This is a genomic window from Rhodococcus sp. A14, assembly GCF_011603105.1.
GTDB classification, from domain to species: Bacteria; Actinomycetota; Actinomycetes; order Mycobacteriales; family Mycobacteriaceae; genus Rhodococcus_F; species Rhodococcus_F opacus.
On the sequence record NZ_JAAOQS010000024.1, the window covers coordinates 54346 to 75479 of the forward strand.

Consider the following 21134-nt stretch of genomic DNA (forward strand, 5'->3'; position numbering starts at 1 on the left):
CGTTCACGGGATAGTGAGCGCCGGCACTGCCGGAGGATCGGCGGGAGCCGGCGCACTGCGGTTGGCCGCGACGAGGTCCCACGCGGTCTGCCGTGGCGCCACGCCGTCCAGGATCCATTTGCCGAGCAGCAACGCGACCTTGGCCAGCATCTCGGTACGCAACCGCAGGAACGAGTCCTCCGGATCGGTGCCGACCTGACTGAGTAGCACCCACCAGGCCCAGGCGACTGCTCCGGCGTTGGCGACGAAGTCGGGGACCACCGGAATGCCCCGGCCGGTGAGCACCGCCTCGGCGCGCGGGGTCGTCGCCGCATTCGCAGCTTCGATCACGACTTTCGCGGCGACCTGGTCGACGTTGTCCGTCGTGATCGCATATGAGATCGCGGCCGGGACGAGGATGTCTGCCTCAGTGGCGATCACAGCCGCGCTCGGCAACCGCTGAACATGCGAGGGGACGCGGGAGCGGTCGATCTCGCCGTAGCCGTCCCGCAGGTCGAGCAGCGCGGGAACGTCCAGGCCGTCAGGGCAGTACAGCGTGCCGAGGGCGTCGGCGACAGCAATCACGCGCATACCGGCCTCGTACAGATACCAGGCCGCGCCGCCCCCCATGGTCCCGATGCCCTGGATGGCCACCGTCGTTTCGGCCTGAGGCCACCCACATGCTTGCACCGTGCCGATGCAGGCCTGCGCGACTCCGTAACCGCCGATCACATCGCCCAGCAGAAAACCGCTGGGCACCGGGGCGTTCAACGCGGCCCGTACCCGGCGCAGAGTCCCCTGCGGATCCTCCGCACGGCTGATCGCCGCATGGTAGGACTGTTGAAGGCCGAGTCGCGCGAAGACGTCGTCGAGCAGATGCTGCGGCACCCCCAGATCCTCCGCGGTCACCCAGTGCGCGGCCAGCCACGGGCGCATCGCCTGACAGAACCGCTCCAGAACACCGACGGCGCGGGGGTCCTTCCGGTCGAAGTCGATGCCACCCTTAGCGCCGCCGACAGGCAAGTCGAAAACCGCGGTCTTGGCAGCCATGCCTCTGGCCAGATCCTCGACCTCCGACATCGTGCAGCCTGCCCGCATCCGGGTGCCCCCGGTCGCCAGGTCGGACACCAACGTGTGAACGACGAGGTAACCATGAGCTCCGGTGACCGGATCAGACCACGTCACACGTAACAGGGGCTCACCGCGGTGCACGGTCGCCACATCGATGTGGCGCTGCGTCGCAGTGTTCGCACGGTGGTCATACTCCAGGTGCTCGGTGGTGCGCCCGAACCCGCATTCCGTCGTCGTAGTCACCTCGATTTACCCCAATCGTCCTCAGAAAATCTTCGTCACCACGACCACTCAGCCGATGACGCCAGAGTGCGCGCGCTGGTGACCAGGCGTCCAGTTACGAATCTTGGATGATTGCGTTCACGCTTTCTACACAGCGCAACGCGTGGTCCGGTTGGACGGTTGGGAATGGATGCCTAGGCTGGCGGCATGGAGCTGTCATTGCGCCGGTTGCGGATGCTTCGGGAGTTGCACCGCCGAGGCACCGTGACAGCCGCGGCGCTGGCCTTGCACTACACCACATCCGCGGTATCGCAACAGCTCACCCAGCTCGAACGCGACGTCGGCGCAAAGCTATTCGAGCGGCGCGGTCGGCGGGTACAGCTCACCGAGATCGGCCTGCTCCTCGCCGAGCACGCTGAGGAGATCATGCGATCGGTGGACCGCGCGACGACCGCTCTCGAGCAAACGCAGGAAGGGGTCACCGCCCGATTGACCGTTGGAGTGTGGGCGTCCGTCGCGTCGAGCCTGGTGCCGAGTGCGCTGACGTTGCTGGCCGCCGAGCATCCCGGCATCGAGGTGCGAACGAGGGAGCTCGCGCCGGAAGATACCGCAGTGGCAGTGCAGGACGGCTCGCTGGACTTCTCGTTCGTGATCGACTATTCCGACTACCCGATGCAGTGGGACCCGGAGTTGACCAGAGTGGTGATCGCGGTGGAACGACTGCACGCAGCACTGCCTCCGGGAACGGTGTCCGCCAGAACCATAGCGCTGGCGGATCTCGCTGAGCATCCCTGGATCCTTGCGGGACCCAAGTCGCATTTCGGCCGCGCGGTGCGCTTGGCCTGTCAGCGTTGCGGATTCGAACCCAGGATCAACCATGAGGTCGGCGAGCAGGCGACGGCACTCGCGATGGTTGCCGCAGGCCTGGGAGTCACCCTTGTCTCCGATCTCGGACTGACGCTGCGCCCGCCAGGAATGGACGTCGTCGCGCTGACCGAACCGCTCACTCGAACGATCTCCATCGCCCATCGGGGGACGGCCGCGCACCGACCGCCGCTGCAACTGGTGATCGACGCCGTGCGCGCCGCGGCGGCCGCACAGGGGCTCGCCGCACGGTCGCCGTACCCGTAGCCGTAGGCGACACACGTTTACCGGACAGTGCCCAACCGTCGGATGAATGATCTCTATCCGCACCGCCGCCGGATTGCGATGCAGTGCAAGTCAACCCCTGCATGAGGTCTCTCGCGGATCAGTGTCCCGGAATCGACTGAACGAGAGATGAGCCGGATCAATGCATAACTATGCGGTGGCTAACCTTTTTGGGAAATGCGTGGGTGAGGATGTGCCCGGATCGCTCGGAGCGGCCACTGGCGAAACCGATTTGCGGTTGCTCCGGTCGCACGTCGCACTCACACCTCGCACGACTATCCACGGAAAGGGTCTACCGTCGAGGTGAGAGTCCAGAGATGAGGCCACGGTGAGTACAACGGATGACAAGCGACGAGACGTCCTCGACGAGCACACGCTCCACATGGGCGCGGGCTTCAAAGAGAAGGACCGCGCGCACGTGCGAGAGGTGTTGTCGGCGCTCGCACCGCACCTCGGGCGTTGGGACCCGAGCGATGTGGACGTGGAAATCTCGGTGAAAGACCGAGGCGGCAAAGAACAGCGAGTCACGTTACGCACGACGCTCCCCGGCCTTCCGCCATTGGTGGCGGCCGCCACCGATCCCCACCTGGTTCAGGCTCTCGGCGCAGCGAAGCATGAGCTGATCCGGCAGATCGAAGACCAGAAGTCGGCACGGGAACCAAAGAACAACCGACAGCTCAGGAACAAGACAATCCGACATCTCGGCGCCCTTCGGACGCCACACACGGACACTCCGTGACCGCCGGCGTCGGCAAACTGGGCGGCCTCACGAAGAGGTCCAACGTGACCGTCCTTCTGCTTCGGCAACATGGCGCCGTTCTTCGTCACCGGGAGCGTGACCATGACGTGAGCCGACCCGCACAGTCCAGCTCGTCGCCGTAGACGAGCCGTGCACTCCAAGTCGAACACCCACCGCAGGACGGTCACCGCCCCAGTTTGTACGGGGTTGCTGATCGCGTAGATGCGGGTGATCCGGCCGTCCTCGACCAGCAGACTCATTGCGGCGGCTGCGCCATCGAAGTCGAATCGGGCGCCCGGTCACACCCGCGAGTGCAGGTCTGCGGCGAGTTGCGTCACGGTTCCCGCGGCGCAGCTACGGTTGTCGCCGACGCCGCCGACGGCGCCTCGTTTCGCCCATCCGACGACGTACAGTCCCTCGAGCGGCTCGCTCGTCTCGAGAGAGATCACACGACCTCGGCGGTTGGGCACGACCCCCCGCTCGTCCACGGGGATGCCGTCGAGCGGCTTCGTCGTGAATCCGGTGGCGCATATCGCGGAGTCCGCGAGGAAGGTCCGACCGGTCGTCGTGGTGACGGCGACGCCGCCGGCCACTGTCTTCCCGAGATCGGTCACCTCCTGTCCGAAGGACAACACAACGCGCAGTCTGCCCACGTCCGTGGTGGTCCGGCCATCTGCCGCGGAAATGTCGGCAGCGGGCAGGGCGGAAATGTCACGTAGCAGCGGGGCATCGGCACCGGCGCCCGGCCGACGGCCGGCTTGGTCGATCAGCACCTCGGCGTTCTCGAGGTCCAGAAGCTCATAGAACGCCGACGGCGTGAAGGAGGCGCGATCGGGGGCCGATCGCGACAACACCACCACCTCCGTCACCGCTTGGGCCGCGGCACCTCGGTCGCGTGCCCTGGCCATCCATCGGATGACATCGAAGGCGACGTTGCCCGCCCCGATCACGAGGGATCTCGGCCCCAGTGGCCCGCGCGGGCGAAAACCGGACGCCTCACAGTTCTCGGCCACCAGAATGTCGATGGCCTCATAGACACCCTCGCCGCGATCCGCGGTCGTGGGTCCGAGTCGCCGCGGCTGCGAAGCGCCACACGCGAGCACTATGGCGTCGAATCTGGTCCGGAGATCTTCGACCGAGACATCCACACCGACTTCTGTGTCGTGGAGGATCGTGACGCGATCGTCGTTGAAGGGCACGTCGAAGAGCCGCATCATGTCGCGAACGCCGACGTGGTCCCGGGAGACGCCCCGGCGCAGGAGGCCCCCGATCTCGCCGTGCTGTTCGAAGATGGTGATGCGTACCGAGGTCGATCGCCGAAGGAGTTCGCGAATCGTGTACATCGCCGCCGGCCCGGATCCGACGACGGCGATCTTCCGCATCTCGCTGGGCTTGCCCAGCGGTTGCTCGAAGCGGATCCGTCGCGACCGGGGCCGGGACTTGGCGGGAGCCTGCTCGAAGAACTCTGCGTTGCGGGCCGCGTAGGGCCGTTCGGTGACGGTCAACGTCCACTCGGGTTTGATGGCAGACGCCGGGCAGGCCTCGACGCAGGCGGTGCAATCGATACACGAGCGCGGGTCGATGAACAACGTCTCGGCCGACTCGAAACCCGCTTCGCCGGGAGCAGGGTGAATGCAATTCTGCGGGCACACCCGCACGCACGAGGCATCCTTACAACAATGCCCCAGGACAACGTGGGTCACAACGACTCCTGCTTGCTCAGAGAAGATTCGATTTTCGGTAGATCCATCGCGCGCCGAAATTCAGCAGCCCTTCTCTGCTCAGGAATTCGATAAACGGTTCTGCGGCCCTGCGGAACATTATCCGGTGGTGTTCGTTTGCGTCGATTTCCGGCCCCACTACCTTCCAATCCAGGCCGAGGTCCTCGTACATTCGACGATTGATCAGGCTCTTCGCGACGAGATGCGTTCCCATCGCGATGATCAGGGTGCTGATAAACCGTCGAACGCGCGAAATCTTTATCAACCGAGTCCGTATTTTCTGACGCGCGTACGCCATGTGCCGGGATTCCTCGACAACATGGATATAGCAAGCCCTGCGGATGGGCGCGGCGACGTCTTCGCTCGCCATCCAGTCGCGTTGCATGACGTCGAAGATCTCTTCGCCAGCCAGAACGATTCCGTATGCCACCTCGTCCCATGCGATGGTCCTGAACAGCCATCCGAAAAAGTCCAGTGAGCGGTCGCGTCGATAGAATTGCGATCCGATGCTGTCGATGACGTTGACGAACATCAACGAGTGCAGGTTCTCGTCGGCGCATTCGTTGAACAGAAACTTGACGTCCGAGCGGGCGGGGTCCGCACTGTGGCTGGCCCGCAGCAATGCCACCTGCAATCCCACCTCCAGCCAGATTCCGACGCCCAGGAACTGCGCGACCTCGCTTCTGGTGAGCCGGACGCGTTCCGACTCGGTCATGGAGTCCCACGTAGCGGTGCCGAAGAGAGGCGACCACTCGGGTGTCATCCCGTGAAATTCGGTGCCATCTGCATCGGGTTGGCAAACCACGGGGTCCCGGGGATCGAATGAGAGGCGCTTAGCCGATTCCAAGAGAGTATCGAATATCGCATCGCTTCCGGATGTCGTCATCCTTTCTTTACTCCTATATCCTGTTCCAATCGAATCTCGAATCGATTAGAGAGCAATTGTGTTTATCCCGGGTGCCAGAACTCACCCTTGCGCTCTGCCTCAACTGTGTTCCGCCCGGCACATTAGTCGGTTACGGAAGCAATCGCAGAACCAGCAGCGTACCTCGCCACCGACTCGACGCTCAGGTCGCCGCATCCACTGAATTGATGTTGAATGTCTCGGCATTTTCATGAGAATTCAAGTAACACGCAGTTGTGCTGGGGAATCGTGGCCGATCACCAGGCGAAATCCTGCGCGAGGATTTCCTCGCGAGCCGCTTGGCGTCACGCAGAACCCAGGCCTGAGGATCGCCTCCGCGCGCAACGCGCTGCGCGGGCTACCAGCAGTCCCGAACTCCGATGGTGGGCGGGAGCCGCAGTGGATCCTGACAACGAGCCCGTCGAGCCGGTGGAGGCAGGCAATGCCGGTGATGGTGGACAAGTCGTCGGAGGAGGCTCCGGTTGCCCCCGTGCCCGCCTCGGTTGGCATTGCGCTGGCGGCCGATCAGGGCGGGTGAGACGACGACGCGTGATGACTGCGGTCAGCCGGTGAACTCCTGCCCGACCATTCTTGTGTGGCCGGGCAGCAGCTGTCGAGGAAGTGGACACGATTGCAGAACCAGCCCCGAGGCGCGTGGCACCGTTGAGGTTGCCCGATCCTCAGATCCGGCGCATCACCGAAACCACCTTGCCCAGCACGACTGCGTCGTCACCGTCAATCACGGCATAAGCAGGATTACGGGGCTCGAGAAAGACGTGGCCATCGCGGCGCCGGAGCACCTTCACGGTGGCCTCGCCATCAATCATCGCGGCAACGATCTCGCCGGAATGGGCTTCGTCCTGGCGACGAACCACGACGACATCGCCATCGCAGATCGCGGCGTCGATCATCGACTCACCGCGGACCCGCAGCCCGAACACGGTGCCGGAACCGACGAGCTCGCGAGGGAGGGTCAGGATCTCATCGGCGTGCTCCTCCGCCAGGATCGGTGCGCCTGCCGCGATGTCGCCGACGACCGGGACCGTCACATTGTTTTCGGACGAGCGACCTCGCGTCGCCTCGGCGAGGAACGGGCGCACGTCCAATTGCCGAGCCATAGCCGTGCCCCTTCGCAGAAAGCCCTTTTCCTCGAGGCTCTTCAGATGCTTCGACACCGACGACGTCGACCGCAGGCCCACCGCGTCCCCGATCTGTCGGGTGCTCGGTGTGCATCCGTGTGCAGCCACCCAGTCCCGGATCGTTGCCAGAATCCGCTGCTGGCGCGATGGCAGGGTGGAGGCGTCGAGGCCACCGAACATGTCGAGATCGTCGTAATCGGTCACCGAAGAATGGTAGGGGGTGACGACAGCCCCCTCGTGCACGGTGTAGGCGTGCGGACCAGGAGCGGGGTCTCCGCGTCCCACCTCGCTGAAACGTCGACCTCGGTCGAGGCACTCCAGGCCGGTAGTGGCTCGACACAGGCCAACGGTGCCGGCACCGCTCCCCCGGAACCCGGACCGCGGGCATCAACTCAGCGGAGCCCCGAAGACACCCGCACGCCCCAGGCGCTCCCTTGCTCGCGATCGAGCACCGTGACCGCCTTGTTCTTCAGCCCGAAGATGTAGACCAGCAAGCTGACCCCGATCACGACCGTCACGTAGGAGATGAACCAGCCGACGTGCCCGGCCGATGTGGACGCCTGGAAAAGTACCGGCGCCGTACCGCCGAAGACGGAGTTCGCCAGCGCATAGCCCAGTCCCACACCCAGGGCACGGATGTCGGCGGGGAACAGTTCCGCCTTCACGATCGCGTTGATCGAGGTGTACCCGGTGAGGATGACGTAGCCGACCGCAACCAGCGCGAACGCCAAGAGCGGCGAGGTGGTCTGCGGCAGGAAGGTGAGCAGGACATAGGTGTAGAGGACACCACCCACACCGAAGAAGATCAGCAGCGGCTTGCGCCCGACGCGGTCGCTGAGGAGGCCGCCGACCGGCTGCAGCAGCAACAGAAAGATCAGCCCCAGCAGGTTGATCCACGTCGCCGTCAGCGCCTGGTCGGCCCCGAAGGTGGACTTCACAATCGCCGGCGCGTTGACACTGTAGGTGTAGAACGCGACCGTGCCACCCGCGGTAATGAGGAACACCAGCAGCAGCGGACGCCAGTGTTCGGTGAACAACGCCGTCAAGGACCCCGCCGTCCGGTCCTCACCCGCACGGATGGCCTTCAGATGCGACTCGCTGAGCGACTCGTCCATCGAACGCCGAATCCACAGCACAACCAGGGCGGCGATGCCGCCGATGAAGAAGCCGATCCGCCATCCCCAATCGTTCAACGCCTCGACATCGAGAACGCTGAGCGCGATCAGGAGCGTGAACTGCGCGAGGACGTGACCACCCACGAGGGTCACGTACTGGAAGGACGACAAGAAGCCGCGCCGATTCGCGGTCGCCGCTTCGGACATGTACGTCGCCGAGGTGCCGTACTCCCCACCCGTCGCGAATCCCTGAACAAGCCGAGCGAGGACCAAAATCACCGCCGCCCAATACCCGATGACTTCGCGTGTCGGCATGACCGCCACCACGAAGGAGCACGACGACATGATGGTGATACTGAGCATCAGGGCAGCCTTGCGGCCACGACGGTCGGCGAACCGGCCGAAGAACCAGGACCCCACCGGTCGCATGACGAAAGTGACCGCGAAGATTCCATAGATGTACAGCGTGGAGTTTTCGTCGTTCTCGTCGAAGAATTGCGCCTCGAAATACGTGGCAAAGACCGTGTAAATGTACACGTCGTACCACTCGACGAGGTTTCCTGCCGAGCCCTTCATCGTGTTGAGCACCGCCCGCCGGGTGCTCGTCGGAGCGCGGGTTGGACCGGACGGAGTCGCGTCATCGCTCATCCGTCGACGATAGCGGATCGACCTCCCACGCCTGGGCGAGTCGCCCAGCGGCGGTGTCAATCGCTCCACTGTTCCTCACCACACGCCGATAGTCGCACGGTGAGCACAATGATCACCGATCTTGACAGGTGCGAATCCTCCGCACATCCGATGGTGCAGCCGGCACGTGAAATGTATTCACTACCAACCTAATTGCGCGCGTGCACGCACTGGAGTGCGACAACACGTGCTCTCGGTTGCGTCAATACCCTTGGCGGACAGTGCCTCAGCAGCCGGGTATGCCTCCACCATGAAACGCACGCATGGCTCCTGGAGAAGCGAGCAGGACATGAGCGCCGGGCCGCCAACGTTTGCACGATCAACGGCAGCAGCCGCTCTGCGAGTCCACTGATGAACTCACCCGCTCGCGGATCGGCGATCGATTCAGAGAGTCAGCGAAGGTGTTGATGCATCACAGAGTGGGCAGCTCGTCGACCAATACTTCCAACAGCTCCGTGTCGTGGCGGTCTGGGCGCGGTGGTGCCAGCATCGCTACGCCGAGCTCAGACGGGAAGCCGTCGACTACGCGCCCCGGGTCGAGTCGGTCCAGGACTGCGTACCATTCGGCCAGTGGTTCGGAGAGTCGGGCATGCAAGTCGAAATGACCGCGCCGGCGGGTGTGGTCGCCATTGCGTTGCGTCGCCAGTTGCTGCGGATCGGGGATCGACAACAACACCACGTCAGCGAATCCGAGACGACGCTCCGTGAACATCTGCCGGACTGCGGCGAGTTCGTGCTCGAACCGCGTGACCGGTGCCGCACCCACTGCGGCCAGGCACCAGCTGTAATGCAGTTTCAGCGGGTCACTGTCACACACCGCCACACCGCCGGCGTCCTCCAAGGTCAGCGCCCGTCTCCACCGCTGGCGTTGACCTGCGGCCAGCAGGCCGCCTGCTCCTCCGGATCGGATCCGTCCGGTTCCTGCCCTGCCGGGATGTATTCGGCGACGAACTGTCCCGGGACCGCGCGGCACCACGTGGTTTTCCCGGCGGCACTGGGCCCTTCGACAGCGACAATCACCGGCACACCCTACCCATCCAGGGACACGACGATCCACCACGAGCTCGCCAGTCGAGAGGTCCACGCAGGGTGGTCGACACCACCGTTGCCGGCAGGCTCCTCATCCAGGTGGCCCACGGATCACGCACTTCGGACTCCTCGGTGCTCGAGGCCAGCATCTGCGCGAACTCCCGATAGGTGTTGGCGCCGAGAACCATCCGCAGCTCCGTCTCGTACAAGGCAAGGCGGTGGTCGAGCAACTCGGGGGCCTTGCTTGCCCCAGCAACCGCCCCAGTCGCCGCCGCTGATGCCGCCGTAGCCGTCGAGGCTGGAAAGGACGTCGAAGGTGTAGGTCGCGGTCATGTCGTGCTCCTCGAGGCACGGCCTGCTGTGGAATCTGCAGGTTTCCGAGCCTCTAATGGAGCTCCCGTCAAAGGCGTCCACGGCAGAGATAGGCGGTTGCTCGCGAACCATCTGGTCGCAACTCGTAGTCACCGGTTGCGGTGTAGTCCCCATGGCTTCGGTCCCCACAGTGACTTCGAACCGTTCGGATTCACATGATCCGAGAATCTTGCCGTCGTCCCGGACCGCCCGGGCGACGGCCTGGGGTGCACTAGGTCCACCAACGGTCATGTACCCGACGAAACAGCATGGCGAACGCGGCCCTGGTCAGAACAACAGAAGCGCAGGCAGCGATCCCTCACCGATAGCGGATCCCTGACGGTGACAGTGCCTCAGTTCCACCTCAGGCCGACGCGGCCGTGGGTTGCTCGGCCAGCCGCTTGAGATTGAGCAGTTGACGGCGGGCCATGACGAGGTCGCCGACGGAGATCAGTGGCGCGAGCCAGCGGCCCTTCACCATGACGATCTTCAGCAGCAGGCGCGTCGAGTCGCCGTTCGGAACGAGCACGTACGACATCACCGCACCCATGATCCCGCCGGTGAGCTGTTCCGCCGTGGAGACGGAGAGGATGCGCCCGAGGGGACGATTCCCCGAGGCCGTGAAGTGCTGACCAGCCGTGGGTTCCGGCAATGCGCGCAGCTGCCGTGGCGATCGGCGTCCGAGATTGTCGATCCAGTCGTAGGAGTACGGCGCCAGTCGGATCTGCGCGACCCACGGCCACAGTCCGTCGGGCGTGCTGTGCACGGTGACGCCTCGCCAAGCCTGCAGCACGGGAACTGGGACCAGCTCGTCGCACGGGTAACGACGGGCAACCTCGTCATCGGTCACGCCCCATCGGTCACCGATCATCACAAGTCCTTCCGTCGAAAGCGGATCCTGACGGGGAGGTCCGGAGGGGGTTCATCCCGCACATGTTAGATCGGCAACAAGGTGGTGAGGTGCCATCACTCCGCAAGAATGCGCCACCACCGTCCCAGCGTGGGCGTCCAGGACAGATGGACCCCGATCTGGCCTCCCAGATGGAACGGCGCGGTGTAGGGCAGCGCATCGGACTTGAACACAATCGGCACCGTCAGTAGACGCTGTGTCATGACTCCATCAGACGATTGAGCACGGACCGATCATATCGCCGAGTTCCTGGAGGTTGGATTCGATTGAGGAACCACCAGCGGGGAAAATTCGGCCGTCAGTAGCCGGCGGATGGTTGGTTCCGCAAGTGAATCGTCATCCGGTGCTCCGCTCGGCGTTCCAGACGACGATCCTGCTTGCGGCACGACGGCCTCGATCGTCCTCGGCGTTGGGTCGGGACGGCGTCGGGCCCAATGCAATCGGTGACGGGCAGCATTTGTCACACTGGTTTCATGAATGATGTCTGGCCGATCGTGCACGCGGAGCGTGCGGCGCTGATCGATGACCTCACCGACCTCACCGACGCCCAGTGGGCCCACCCCTCACTCTGTGGTGACTGGACCGTGCACGACGTCGCCGCACACTTGATCAACAACGCGAAGACCACCCGCCTCGGCATCGTGCGCAACATGGCCCGGGCGCGCTTCAACTTCGATCGCCAGAACGCCCAGGGCGTCGAACGCGAACGCGGCGCCACGCCCCGCCAAACGCTCGCCCGGCTCGAGCAGGTAGCAACACGAACGTCGACGCCGCCGGCCCCGCTCGACAGCAGGCTGGTCGAAGAGGTCGTCCACGGCGAAGACATCCGACGGCCGCTGGGCATCACCCGTACATATCCATCGGAGGCGGTCATCAGGTCGTTGCAGTATCAGGCGCGCACCCCGGTATCCCTGGGCGGTGCGAAGCAACTCATTGCCTCGGTCCAGTTGCGTGCCACCGACGCAGACGTGTCGATCGGAGATGGCCCAGAAGTCCGCGGCCCGGCACTGTCACTGCTCATGGCAATATCAGGGCGCAAGTCGGCGCTCGATGACCTCGAAGGACCCGGAATATCTGCGCTGGAGTGATCACGCCCGTGGCGTCCCGCAGAATTGACCACCAGCGAGACAGTCTGGCCGACAGCCCGCCCCGGACCGGTGGTTCCGCAAGCGGATCGCTCAGCGGCCTGCCGGAGAGACAACGTGTGGCGACGTCGGATCTGTGAACGACCGCGGAGGTACCGCCGCGGAGGTACTGCCGCGGTTCGAGTGCGCGGTCGGGCCGCTCGTACCGCCGATCATCCATCACCGGTGTCGGTCGCCCCTTCGCTGACCGACCGGACGGGTTTCGTTCACAGCCCGGACTATGCACCCGAGCCGTGAACCGGTAACAGCCATTGGCGCTGAGCAGATCACGGCGTAGGCCCAGCTGATTGGCCGCTGGTGGTCCCGCGCCGCTCCGACCGGCCGATGGCCGGCACCGACGCGATCGGGGGGCTGTACATCTGCTGGCCCGACAGCTCCTATCCTCTGCTGCCGACCTGACGGGCCGGCCTCACTGCAGGCGCCGGGCGAAAAACCGGTTCCCGTCGTCCCCCTCGAACTGCGGGACGCCGGTGTGCCCGCCCATATTGGCGTGCAGCGTCTTCTCCTTGGAGCCGAAGGCGTCGAACAGGTCCAGGGCCAGTTGCCGGTCGTTACCTTCGTCGTCCCACTGCAGCAGGACCTGCAGTGGAATGGTGACCTGCCGGGCCTCCTCGAACATGGTGCGGGGCACGAAACTCCCGGCGAACAGAAGGGCGGCCGAGATGCGCGATTCGACCACCGCCAGGCGGATGCCGATGGCGATCACCCCTCCCGAGTACCCGACCGGGCCGTCGATCTCGGGCAGCGAAAGGAGGGCGTTCAGGGCGGCCCGCCATTCCGGGACCGCCTTTTCGACCAGCGGGAGGACGAGCCGGTCGACGATCTCGTCGTCGACCGGCTCGCCGGCATCCAGCGCCCGGCGCAGGTCGGCGCGGGCCTGCTCGGCGGCGGCGGAACGGGGGCGGTCACCGCTCCCAGGGAGCTCGATGGTGGCCGCGGCGAAGCCCTCCGCCGCGGCGTGCCGGGCTCGGGCCGCCAACCGGGGGTACATCATGTGGAGTCCGCCGGGGTGGCCGACCAGGATCAGCGGTGCCGGTGCGGATGCAGATTTGGGCGTCCACAGGATGCCGGGGATCTCGCCGAGAGTGAATTCGCGTTCGAAGACGCCGTCGTCGAGGCGCTGTTCGGAGGTGAATTGCATTGTCGTGCCTTTCGAGAGTGCACTTGAACGGCGCTCCCGGACGACCTATCGCCCGACCGTGACCCCAGAGGGGAGCACCCATGTCGATACTGCGTTCACGGGTACCACCTCCTCGTTCTCTGGCACGGCCTCCGGAAAAGTAGCAGTGGTCGCCGTGATCCGCCAACAGGTTTTTCGTCACCGCAACCATTCCCGTTGGGCTGACGCAGGCGGTATTGACGTAATCGCACCCGACGAACACACCGCTTACGTCGCCCACAGCACCCCCACCAACGCGGTCAGCGTCATCGACACCGCCACCCACGCGATCATCGCGACGGTCCGGATTACCGAGCACCGGGCAACTCATCGCCGCCACGCCCACCAGCGTCGACGCGTACATCACGGCAATACGACACCGTCTCGGTCGCTTCCAACACAACTACGCCCACCGACCCGCCAACCACCACACCCACCCCACCCGGCAACCGGGTGGGGTGGGACCGTCTTCGGAAGCTGAGCCATCGGAGACAATTCGATCGGTGCACGCGGACCCGTGCCTAGCCACACAGGCAACGCAGGTGCCATAGTCGCGGTCTGCTCGGCCGAGCGCGGTGCCCACACCAACCGCGACGAACAGGCGCCGATGAATCCCTAATAGTGGACACCACCCGTTTCAGCCGACCGCGACCGGCATCTGCGCCTGAGCGTCGCGGAAGGCCTGCTCGATTTCGGCCGAAATCCGGCCACGAGGGGACACTTCGCGCCCCTCCCCGATCGCCCACTCACGAATCTCCCTGGACGACTTCTTCGCCGAAGCCATCTTCACCGCTGTCTTCTCCGCAGCCGTCGTCTTCGCGGCCACCCTCCTCGCGGGTGTCTTCCCGGGTGTCGTCGTCTTCGCAGGGACCTTCGTCACGGCTGCCTTCTTCACGGCCGTCTTCCGCGCCGGAGCGTTCTTCGCGACGATCTTCTTCACAGCGGCCTTTTTCTCCGGCGCCGTTTTCGCTTGAACCTTCTTCGCCTGAGCGTCATGGAAGGCTTGCTCGAGCTCGGCCGGAATCCGGCCGCGAGAAGACACCTCGTGACCCGCCCCGATAGCCCACTCACGAATCTCCCTGGACGACTTCTTCGCCGGAGCCTTGTTCACGGCCGTCCTCGTGACCGGCGCCTTCGGCGCGACCCGCTTCTTCACGACCGTCTTCTCCGCAGCCGCCTTCGTCGCAACTGTCTTCTTCGCAACTGTCTTCTTCGCAACTGTCTTCTTTACCGGCGCCGATTTCGTCTGAACCTTCTTCGCCTGAGCGTCATGGAAGGCTTGCTCGAGCTCGGCCGGAATCCGGCCGCGAGAAGACACCTCGTGACCCGCCCCGATAGCCCACTCACGAATCTCCCTGGACGACTTCTTCGCCGGAGCCTTGTTCACGGCCGTCCTCGTGACCGGCGCCTTCGGCGCGACCCGCTTCTTCACGACCGTCTTCTCCGCAGCCGCCTTCGTCGCAACTGTCTTCTTCGCAACTGTCTTCTTCGCAACTGTCTTCTTTACCGGCGCCGATTTCGTCTGAACCTTCTTCGCCTGAGCGTCATGGAAGGCTTGCTCGAGCTCGGCCGGAATCCGGCCGCGAGAAGACACCTCGTGACCCGCCCCGATAGCCCACTCACGAATCTCCCTGGACGACTTCTTCGCCGGAGCCTTGTTCACGGCCGTCCTCGTGACCGGCGCCTTCGGCGCGACCCGCTTCTTCACGGCCGTCTTCTTTACCGGCGGCGTTTTTGTCTGAACCTTCTTCGCCTGAGCGTCATGGAAGGCTTGCTCGAGCTCGGCCGAGATCCGGCCCCGGGATGACACCTCGCGCCCCTCCCCGATCGCCCACTCACGAATCTCCCTTGTTGTCTTCCTCGCCGAACCTTCTGAACCCCTCGGTGATACCGCCATGTGTCTCCTTCTTCGCCGGGCAACCGTCGAACGCACACAGTAACGGCAGGCGGCTTCTCCCGGTAATCAGGAAGCTCACCCGAACTGACAATTCACCGTCCCCAGCTCATCGCCGATCTGGGCAGGAAGTCACGGTCCTCTTGAAGCTCCACACTCACGACGCCCCAAGCTTCAGGCAGAACGAGCGCGGCTTACCTTGGCAATTAACAACATTGGTTGGCCGCAGCGACGACAGGCTTTAGAATTGCACTTCAGGTCCGGCGGTATCCATCAGGCCGAGTCACTCCGATCCGGATCAGCGATATCGAGCCGCATCTCTCGGGGCGGAACGCGTATCTGCGTGTTTCCGGAACGAGGCCTGAACCAGACAGCCATCCAATTGTGGGCCAGGAAATCCGGCTTTCGTTTCAGCCGTTCGGGAAATCGGCCAACTCCTGATATTTCTCTGATATTTCTCGAGAGGCCGCTTCCTGGTGGCCGTTGCTGAATACGATCTACGCCATCTGCTCGAAGTGCAAACCCGCCCGCTCAACAGCGTGAAAACCTCCTCACCGAGCACCATGGCATCCCCACGCCCCGGACACCAACGAATTCTTCCCAGAGTTGCTTTGTAGGCTGGTGCAGTGGGCTTGGAGGTTCTTGACGGAAGCGGACTGCCTTCTCCGATGCGAGTCCGGGATCGAGAATCTGCCACCGACCGATCTCGCCGAACGGGAGCAATCACGTGGTCGAGTGTGGACGCGTAGACCGCTGTCTCGCCCTTCGTGGCTAGCTCTTGAATCCGACTTCGACGACGTCGGACGCCGCGCTCTCCGACACAGACCTGATGTGGTGGATACTGCTACTGGCCGGGGCAGCGATCGGGGTTGACACGTGTTTGTCCTCACCGACCTGATTCAGACTCAGGCGGGCTGAGTCAGTAACCATCCACCGCCCGGGAGCCTTTCGCGCAGACAGATATCGCCCGGGGCACGGGTGGAAGAACCGTCCAAGGCCCAGTTCACCCGATCCAGATGACGACCCGATGGATGGCCGATCACAGAATGCCGGTCGACCTGAAGCCCAGACACGCCCCTCGCGCCGCGATGAAGTCGAGGGCCGTCAGTGCTTGGATCGCAACGGCACGGGTGGGGCTGTTTTCTGCTGGCGATGATTTTCCGGCCGAAGCGGGGTCAGTACTTGATATGAGGACACTCGCGATCACCCAGAACATCACCCTCGACGGCTCCATCGAGATGCTCGGCGACTGGTTCGATCCCGCGGACCAGGATCCGCAACTGCGCGAGGCGACCCGTCGGCAGTCCGAGCACGCGGATGCGATGCTGTTGGGTCGGCAGACGTTCGAGGACTTCCGCGGCTACTGGCCCCAACAGACCGACGACCAGACGGGGATCACCGACGAGCTGAACCAGATCCACAAGTACGTCGTCTCCTCGACCATGGCCGACCCCCAATGGCGGAACTCGACCGTGCTCACGGGCGACTGGATCACCCAGGTGCGGGATCTGAAGGGGAAGGAGGGCCGCGATATCGTGGTCACCGGCAGCATCACGCTGACCCACGCCCTGATCGTCTCTGGCCTGGTCGACGAGTACCGGCTGTTCGTGTACCCCGCTGTCCAGGGTCGGGGACGACGTCTGTTCCCCGACGGGTACGAGTTGCCGACGCTGCAGCTGGTGGAGGCCCGCGGCTTCCCGAACGGCGTATCTCTGCTGCGCTACACCATCTGAGGACATCACCCCCAGAGCAACCACCGGACGAACGATCTGCACACTCGATCCCGACGGCGGAACGGGACGAAACTAGCCTTCCCTCCATCCATTCGTGTCGAACCTGTCAACGGCTCGCCCCACAATTGTCGTCGAACCCAGAACAGACCCTGCCCGGCAAGCCCGAAATCGACCGTCCATTCGACGCGCGCAACGGGTGGGCAGCTTCCGGTTCTTCCTGACCGGGCAGCGATAAGAATGGACCGACGCCGTCGCCCGGATGCACGGCTACCAACCCGGCAAGGTGACCCTGACCACCGAACTGCTGCTGGCCCACAAGCATCCCGACGATCACCCGCGCGTCGCCCGAGTCCTGGACCGCCTGCACGACGACACCGGTCAGCTGACGCGCAATCACGGGCGGTGATCGAGCAGGCCGAGGGTGCTCCGATGCTGGTCTCCGGTATCCCCGCCGGGCTGGGTGGCCAACCCGCAGAACCCCGACCGAGTCACGACCGCGGTCGGGCACCGGTCCAGCCGGTCGGGCACTCGACCGGAACCGCTCCCTGAGCCGACGGTTTCCTCGAAAAGCCCGCGGCGAGTCGTATCCCGGACTGCCTAATCTCGACCCGACGGGATACGGCCCGCATCTCCAGGTTAAACCGCCCTCGGACGGACATCAATGGTCGGTTCGGGGCGGTCTTCGCCGTTCAGTCCGGGACCTTCGCGCCGCAGAACGACATCGACCATATCCATTCACAGCATCGGCAAGTCCGATCGTCCGCCGGACCGCACCGACCGGGCGGACGGCAAGGTGCGGGTACCTCGTTCCCACGGCGGGCCGCCACGCTGACGACAAGACCCTCCTTCAGCACCCCGATGTCAGCGCAGAATCGACTCAGAGGCAATGGGATTCAGGTCAGGGGGCCACGGCGTACCCGCTCCCGGCGGCCTTGGCCTGATACATCGCCGCGTCCGCGCGCCGGATCAGCGACTCTCGGGTTCCGTCCGGACCGGCGAGTGCGATGCCGACGCTGGCGGTGAACCGAAGACCGCGCCCGCCCGAACCGGGGCCGACCTGCAATTCGGTGACCCGGGTCGCGACCGTGATGGCGTCCTCGGCCGAGGCGATCTCCGGGCACACGATGAGAAATTCGTCGCCCCCGATCCGGGCCACGGTGTCAGCGGGACGCACCACCGACTCCAGCCGTTCGGCCCACTGGATCAGGGCGTCATCGCCCACCGCATGGCCGAGCCGGTCGTTGAGAATCTTGAACCCGTCGAGGTCGACCAGCAACACCGCAACCCTGAACTCGCTGCCGCGCGCCGCCTCCAATGCCGCATCGATCCGCCGATGTGCCAGGGCCCGGTTCGGTAGCCCGGTCAACACATCGTGCACGCTCTGATACCGCAGCGCCTCCTCCGCCTCGATGCGCCGGACCGCCGCCGCCAGCACCGCGGCCACCGAGCGCAGGAACATCACCTCCCGATCGGAATACTCCCGGGGGCGAGCACTCAACGCGGTCAACACACCCCACACCGACCCGGCGCGGCCGATGGGAACGCACACCCCGGACCGCAATCCGCCGGTCTTCATGGCGGCGGTGGAGAATCGGTTCTCTCCGTACCGGTCGGAGCAGACGATGGTCTCGTTGACCGCGGCCGCATATCCCAGTTGGGAATCGGCGGCGAAGGTCTGCGGGGCGGGTGGTTGCCCCCGGTAGGCGAGCACCCGCAATACGCCGCCCGGGTCGCCTGCCCGGGCCACCGCGGCGCAGTTGACACCCATCAACGCAGCCGCCGCGTCCGCCGCGCCCGCGAGTACGTCGTCGAGGTCACCGTCCACGGCGAGCCGACTCAGCTCGGCAAGAGCTTGTTGTTCGCGGGCCCGGTACGCCGCCGCCTCCATCGCCGTGTGCAGGCGTTGTTCGTGCTCCTGCGCCGTCCTCAGGTCCTGGGCGATGCAGGCGATCACCGCCGGGCGATGGTCGTCGGTGTGCTCGACCACGAAGATCGACACGGTCACCGGGATCGGTTCCCCGGTCAGAAAATGCCGGAACTCCGACCTGCCGTCCCACAGGCCCCGCTCGAGCAGGGCCGCTTCCATCTCCGGGGCCTGCACCACCCCGACATCGGTGAAGAACTCCGGCGCCCTGCGCGCCCCGACCGCGGCCTCGTCGGCCAACCCCATCAGGTGCCTCCCAGCGGGGTTGAGATAGCGCAGGCGACCGCTGTCGTAGTCGGAGACGGCGACCAGGTTCTGGGCACGTTCGATCACCATGAGCAAAAGGCGAGCGTCCGTCGCTGCCGATTCCATCCTGGCTGTCCCATCGAGGTGTCGAGGTGTAGAGGTGGTGTTTCAGTTCCGTGGCCCACCAGCGGTGTGTCAGCGAGCAGTGCGAGTGCCAGGTCGGCGATCCTGGGCATACATGGCTTCGATTCTCGCCTTGATTTCGGCGGTGCTCATCGTGCTGGGCCGCCGCAGCGTGCGGGGCGTGGACACGGAGATCGTCGGGTTCGTGGGTGTTGCCATGAGAAGTCTGCCTTCGTCGCTGTTTCTTGGGGGGCGCCGCCGTGAGCGGCCGCGTAGGTGTTGTCAGCAACCACGCACACATGTGATCTGATTCACACGCAATAGTGTTACGTTCTCCGCCACCCGCGTCGACCGACTGCACTCGCACGCCGGACCTCCCCTGGGCGACGGGGCCGCCACTCCCCTGTCCAGGAACCCTGTGGGCTGGGGACGTCGGCGCTCACCCTCCCCCCATCGCCCAGGTCGAGACCGGGTCGGTGTGTCCATCAGCGATGGTGGCACCCCTCGTCGCGATCCCCCGCTACGGGAAGGCCGCAGGGACGTACCGTCAGGCTCTGCCGTCCCGCGACCCGGGCACCGCCCGCGTCGTGGCCGTCTCGGACAACGTCGGAGAAGCGCCGAACTGCCGACCGAGCCGGTCACCTCGATGCTCGCGACGAGACTGCGGATGTGATGCCAGTTACTTTCGAGCGATTCCCTTCAGCATCGAGCGCCGGGTCGCTACCATCGTTAGCACACCCTTTATCACCTCTCGAGAGGCGGCACGGGTGGATCCTCCGGGTTCGTCCCGGTCCCACCGATGTCGAGCCCAGGCATCAACGCACCGACACGCCCTGTGGACGTGGTGCCGCACCGTTTACAGTCCCGGAACCCGGCCTGTCGCTGCCGCTACCCGACTGCTGACTCTCGGGCATCAGGAGTGAAACCGCGATGTGTCGAGGAGTCATGTCGCACAACACTTTCAGACTGCACGGCAGTACGCGCCCGGTCCGACCCGGTTGCTTCCAAGGAGGTCCATCCCACCCACGCCGCCACATCGGCCTGCCCTGCACACACCCTCGGCAACAAGCCCAGGCCCGCCGGCCACACCCACGCGCCGCGCCGCCCTTGCCGACGGATCGGCTCACTGCTCCACTCCGAAAGCGACCATTCCGCTGTGCCTCATCATTTCCACCACCCCCGCGACCGGGACTGGCAACACCGCGCCTCCTGCCGCGGCACCGACACCGAAATGTTCTTCTCCCCCGACGGTGAACGCGGCAACGTCCGCGCCCAGCGTGAGCACGCCGCCAAACAGGTCTGTCACAACTGCCCCGTGCTCGCCGACTGCCGCGCCCATGCCCTCACCGCCACCGAGGCTTATGGCATCTGGGGCGGGTTGTCCGAGAACGAACGCGCCCGCCTCACCCGACGCACCCGCCTCCCGGCCCGACCCCGCGAGTGTGGCGCGCCGCCGGACCCTTTAACCTGGCGGATCCGAACACCCAGAGCGTGAAGGTAGAACAGTCATGGCCACCGACTACGACGCACCACGAGTCACCGAATCCGACGAGTCGACGGACACGTCCCTCGAACAGCTGACCGCCAGCCGGAAGGACACCCAGTCCCCCGCGGTGGACGTCGAGGACACCGACACCGCAGAGTCCTTCGAACTGCCCGGCGCCGACCTGTCCGGCGAAGAACTAGCCGTCCGCGTCATCCCCAGGCAGACGGACGAATTCACCTGCACCACTTGCTTCCTGGTCCACCACCGCAGCCGCCTCGCCGACAGCGAGCAGCGGATCTGCCGAGACTGCACCTGAGAACCGAGATACTTCGCGTGTCTCGGACACTTTCTGAGTGCTCAAAGCTGGGTGCACGCGCACCTCGCATCCCGAAATTCTGAGCTTGATGG

At 64.9% G+C, this 21134-nt stretch carries 18 protein-coding genes and 2 pseudogenes; 7 read left to right on the forward strand and 13 right to left on the reverse strand.

Annotated elements, in window-relative coordinates; all coding sequences use genetic code 11:
- Positions 1-3: 3 nt before the first annotated feature.
- A complete protein-coding gene (locus G9373_RS15340) occupies positions 4-1293 on the reverse strand; it encodes a glutamate dehydrogenase (RefSeq protein WP_120659131.1) in 1290 nt (429 codons plus the stop codon).
- Positions 1294-1479: 186 nt separating this feature from the next.
- Here G9373_RS15340 and G9373_RS15345 point away from each other — a divergent pair, with 186 nt between their 5' ends.
- Both G9373_RS15345 and G9373_RS15350 read left to right on the forward strand, forming a co-directional pair.
- A complete protein-coding gene (locus G9373_RS15345; RefSeq protein WP_005262508.1) occupies positions 1480-2403 on the forward strand; it encodes a LysR family transcriptional regulator in 924 nt (307 codons plus the stop codon).
- Positions 2404-2749: 346 nt separating this feature from the next.
- On the forward strand, positions 2750-3160 hold the full coding sequence (locus G9373_RS15350) for a hypothetical protein (RefSeq protein ID WP_231137896.1): 411 nt from the start codon (positions 2750-2752) through the stop codon (positions 3158-3160).
- A 299-nt stretch (positions 3161-3459) separates the two neighbouring features.
- Here the strand turns inward: G9373_RS15350 and G9373_RS15355 are convergent, their stop codons facing one another.
- The 9 genes and pseudogenes from G9373_RS15355 to G9373_RS15390 all read right to left on the reverse strand — a co-directional run bounded on the left by G9373_RS15355 (position 3460) and on the right by G9373_RS15390 (position 11219).
- Entirely contained in the window at positions 3460-4863 is a 1404-nt protein-coding gene (locus G9373_RS15355; protein ID WP_133986642.1) for an FAD-dependent oxidoreductase, read from the reverse strand.
- Positions 4864-4879: 16 nt separating this feature from the next.
- The gene (locus G9373_RS15360) at positions 4880-5767 is read right to left on the reverse strand and encodes a diiron oxygenase (RefSeq protein WP_133986641.1); all 888 of its coding nucleotides are present in this window, start codon (positions 5765-5767) and stop codon (positions 4880-4882) included.
- Positions 5768-6465: 698 nt separating this feature from the next.
- Positions 6466-7128: a transcriptional repressor LexA gene (lexA, locus tag G9373_RS15365; protein WP_043790831.1), complete on the reverse strand. Its 663-nt coding sequence runs from the start codon at positions 7126-7128 to the stop codon at positions 6466-6468.
- Positions 7129-7316: 188 nt separating this feature from the next.
- Complete coding sequence (locus tag G9373_RS15370; protein WP_005568856.1) at positions 7317-8687, reverse strand: MFS transporter; 1371 nt, start codon at positions 8685-8687, stop codon at positions 7317-7319.
- A gap of 451 nt (positions 8688-9138) precedes the next feature.
- Entirely contained in the window at positions 9139-9543 is a 405-nt protein-coding gene (locus G9373_RS46415) for a hypothetical protein (protein WP_240482820.1), read from the reverse strand.
- Positions 9544-9569: 26 nt separating this feature from the next.
- On the reverse strand, positions 9570-9746 hold the full coding sequence (locus tag G9373_RS46420) for a hypothetical protein (protein ID WP_240482822.1): 177 nt from the start codon (positions 9744-9746) through the stop codon (positions 9570-9572).
- A gap of 47 nt (positions 9747-9793) precedes the next feature.
- Positions 9794-10088 (reverse strand): annotated as a pseudogene (locus G9373_RS46425) (deaminase); the annotation flags it as partial.
- A 382-nt stretch (positions 10089-10470) separates the two neighbouring features.
- Positions 10471-10977, reverse strand: coding sequence for a polyketide cyclase (locus tag G9373_RS15385; protein ID WP_120659132.1), 507 nt, complete (start codon positions 10975-10977; stop codon positions 10471-10473).
- A 95-nt stretch (positions 10978-11072) separates the two neighbouring features.
- Positions 11073-11219, reverse strand: a complete 147-nt coding sequence (locus tag G9373_RS15390) for a hypothetical protein (RefSeq protein WP_155756031.1) — start codon at positions 11217-11219, stop codon at positions 11073-11075.
- Positions 11220-11489: 270 nt separating this feature from the next.
- On the opposite strand from G9373_RS15390, the gene G9373_RS15395 reads away from it, so the two are divergent.
- The gene (locus G9373_RS15395) at positions 11490-12104 is read left to right on the forward strand and encodes a maleylpyruvate isomerase family mycothiol-dependent enzyme (protein WP_005568853.1); all 615 of its coding nucleotides are present in this window, start codon (positions 11490-11492) and stop codon (positions 12102-12104) included.
- 466 nt (positions 12105-12570) lie between these two features.
- Here G9373_RS15395 and G9373_RS15400 read toward each other — a convergent pair whose 3' ends face one another.
- Both G9373_RS15400 and G9373_RS15405 read right to left on the reverse strand, forming a co-directional pair.
- Complete coding sequence (locus G9373_RS15400; RefSeq protein ID WP_120659133.1) at positions 12571-13302, reverse strand: alpha/beta hydrolase; 732 nt, start codon at positions 13300-13302, stop codon at positions 12571-12573.
- A gap of 655 nt (positions 13303-13957) precedes the next feature.
- The gene (locus tag G9373_RS15405; protein WP_206032220.1) at positions 13958-15217 is read right to left on the reverse strand and encodes a histone-like nucleoid-structuring protein Lsr2; all 1260 of its coding nucleotides are present in this window, start codon (positions 15215-15217) and stop codon (positions 13958-13960) included.
- Between the two features lie 1184 nt (positions 15218-16401).
- Here G9373_RS15405 and G9373_RS15410 point away from each other — a divergent pair.
- The gene (locus G9373_RS15410) at positions 16402-16947 is read left to right on the forward strand and encodes a dihydrofolate reductase family protein (protein WP_005564900.1); all 546 of its coding nucleotides are present in this window, start codon (positions 16402-16404) and stop codon (positions 16945-16947) included.
- A gap of 259 nt (positions 16948-17206) precedes the next feature.
- Positions 17207-17400 (forward strand): annotated as a pseudogene (locus G9373_RS15415) (transcription antitermination regulator); the annotation flags it as partial.
- A 445-nt stretch (positions 17401-17845) separates the two neighbouring features.
- Here the strand turns inward: G9373_RS15415 and G9373_RS15420 are convergent.
- Positions 17846-19207, reverse strand: coding sequence for a sensor domain-containing diguanylate cyclase (locus tag G9373_RS15420; protein ID WP_100229342.1), 1362 nt, complete (start codon positions 19205-19207; stop codon positions 17846-17848).
- A gap of 1189 nt (positions 19208-20396) precedes the next feature.
- Here G9373_RS15420 and G9373_RS15425 point away from each other — a divergent pair.
- Complete coding sequence (locus tag G9373_RS15425) at positions 20397-20735, forward strand: WhiB family transcriptional regulator (protein WP_081276543.1); 339 nt, start codon at positions 20397-20399, stop codon at positions 20733-20735.
- A 13-nt stretch (positions 20736-20748) separates the two neighbouring features.
- Positions 20749-21042, forward strand: coding sequence for a DUF4193 domain-containing protein (locus tag G9373_RS15430; RefSeq protein WP_054248377.1), 294 nt, complete (start codon positions 20749-20751; stop codon positions 21040-21042).
- The last annotated feature ends 92 nt before the right edge of the window (positions 21043-21134 follow it).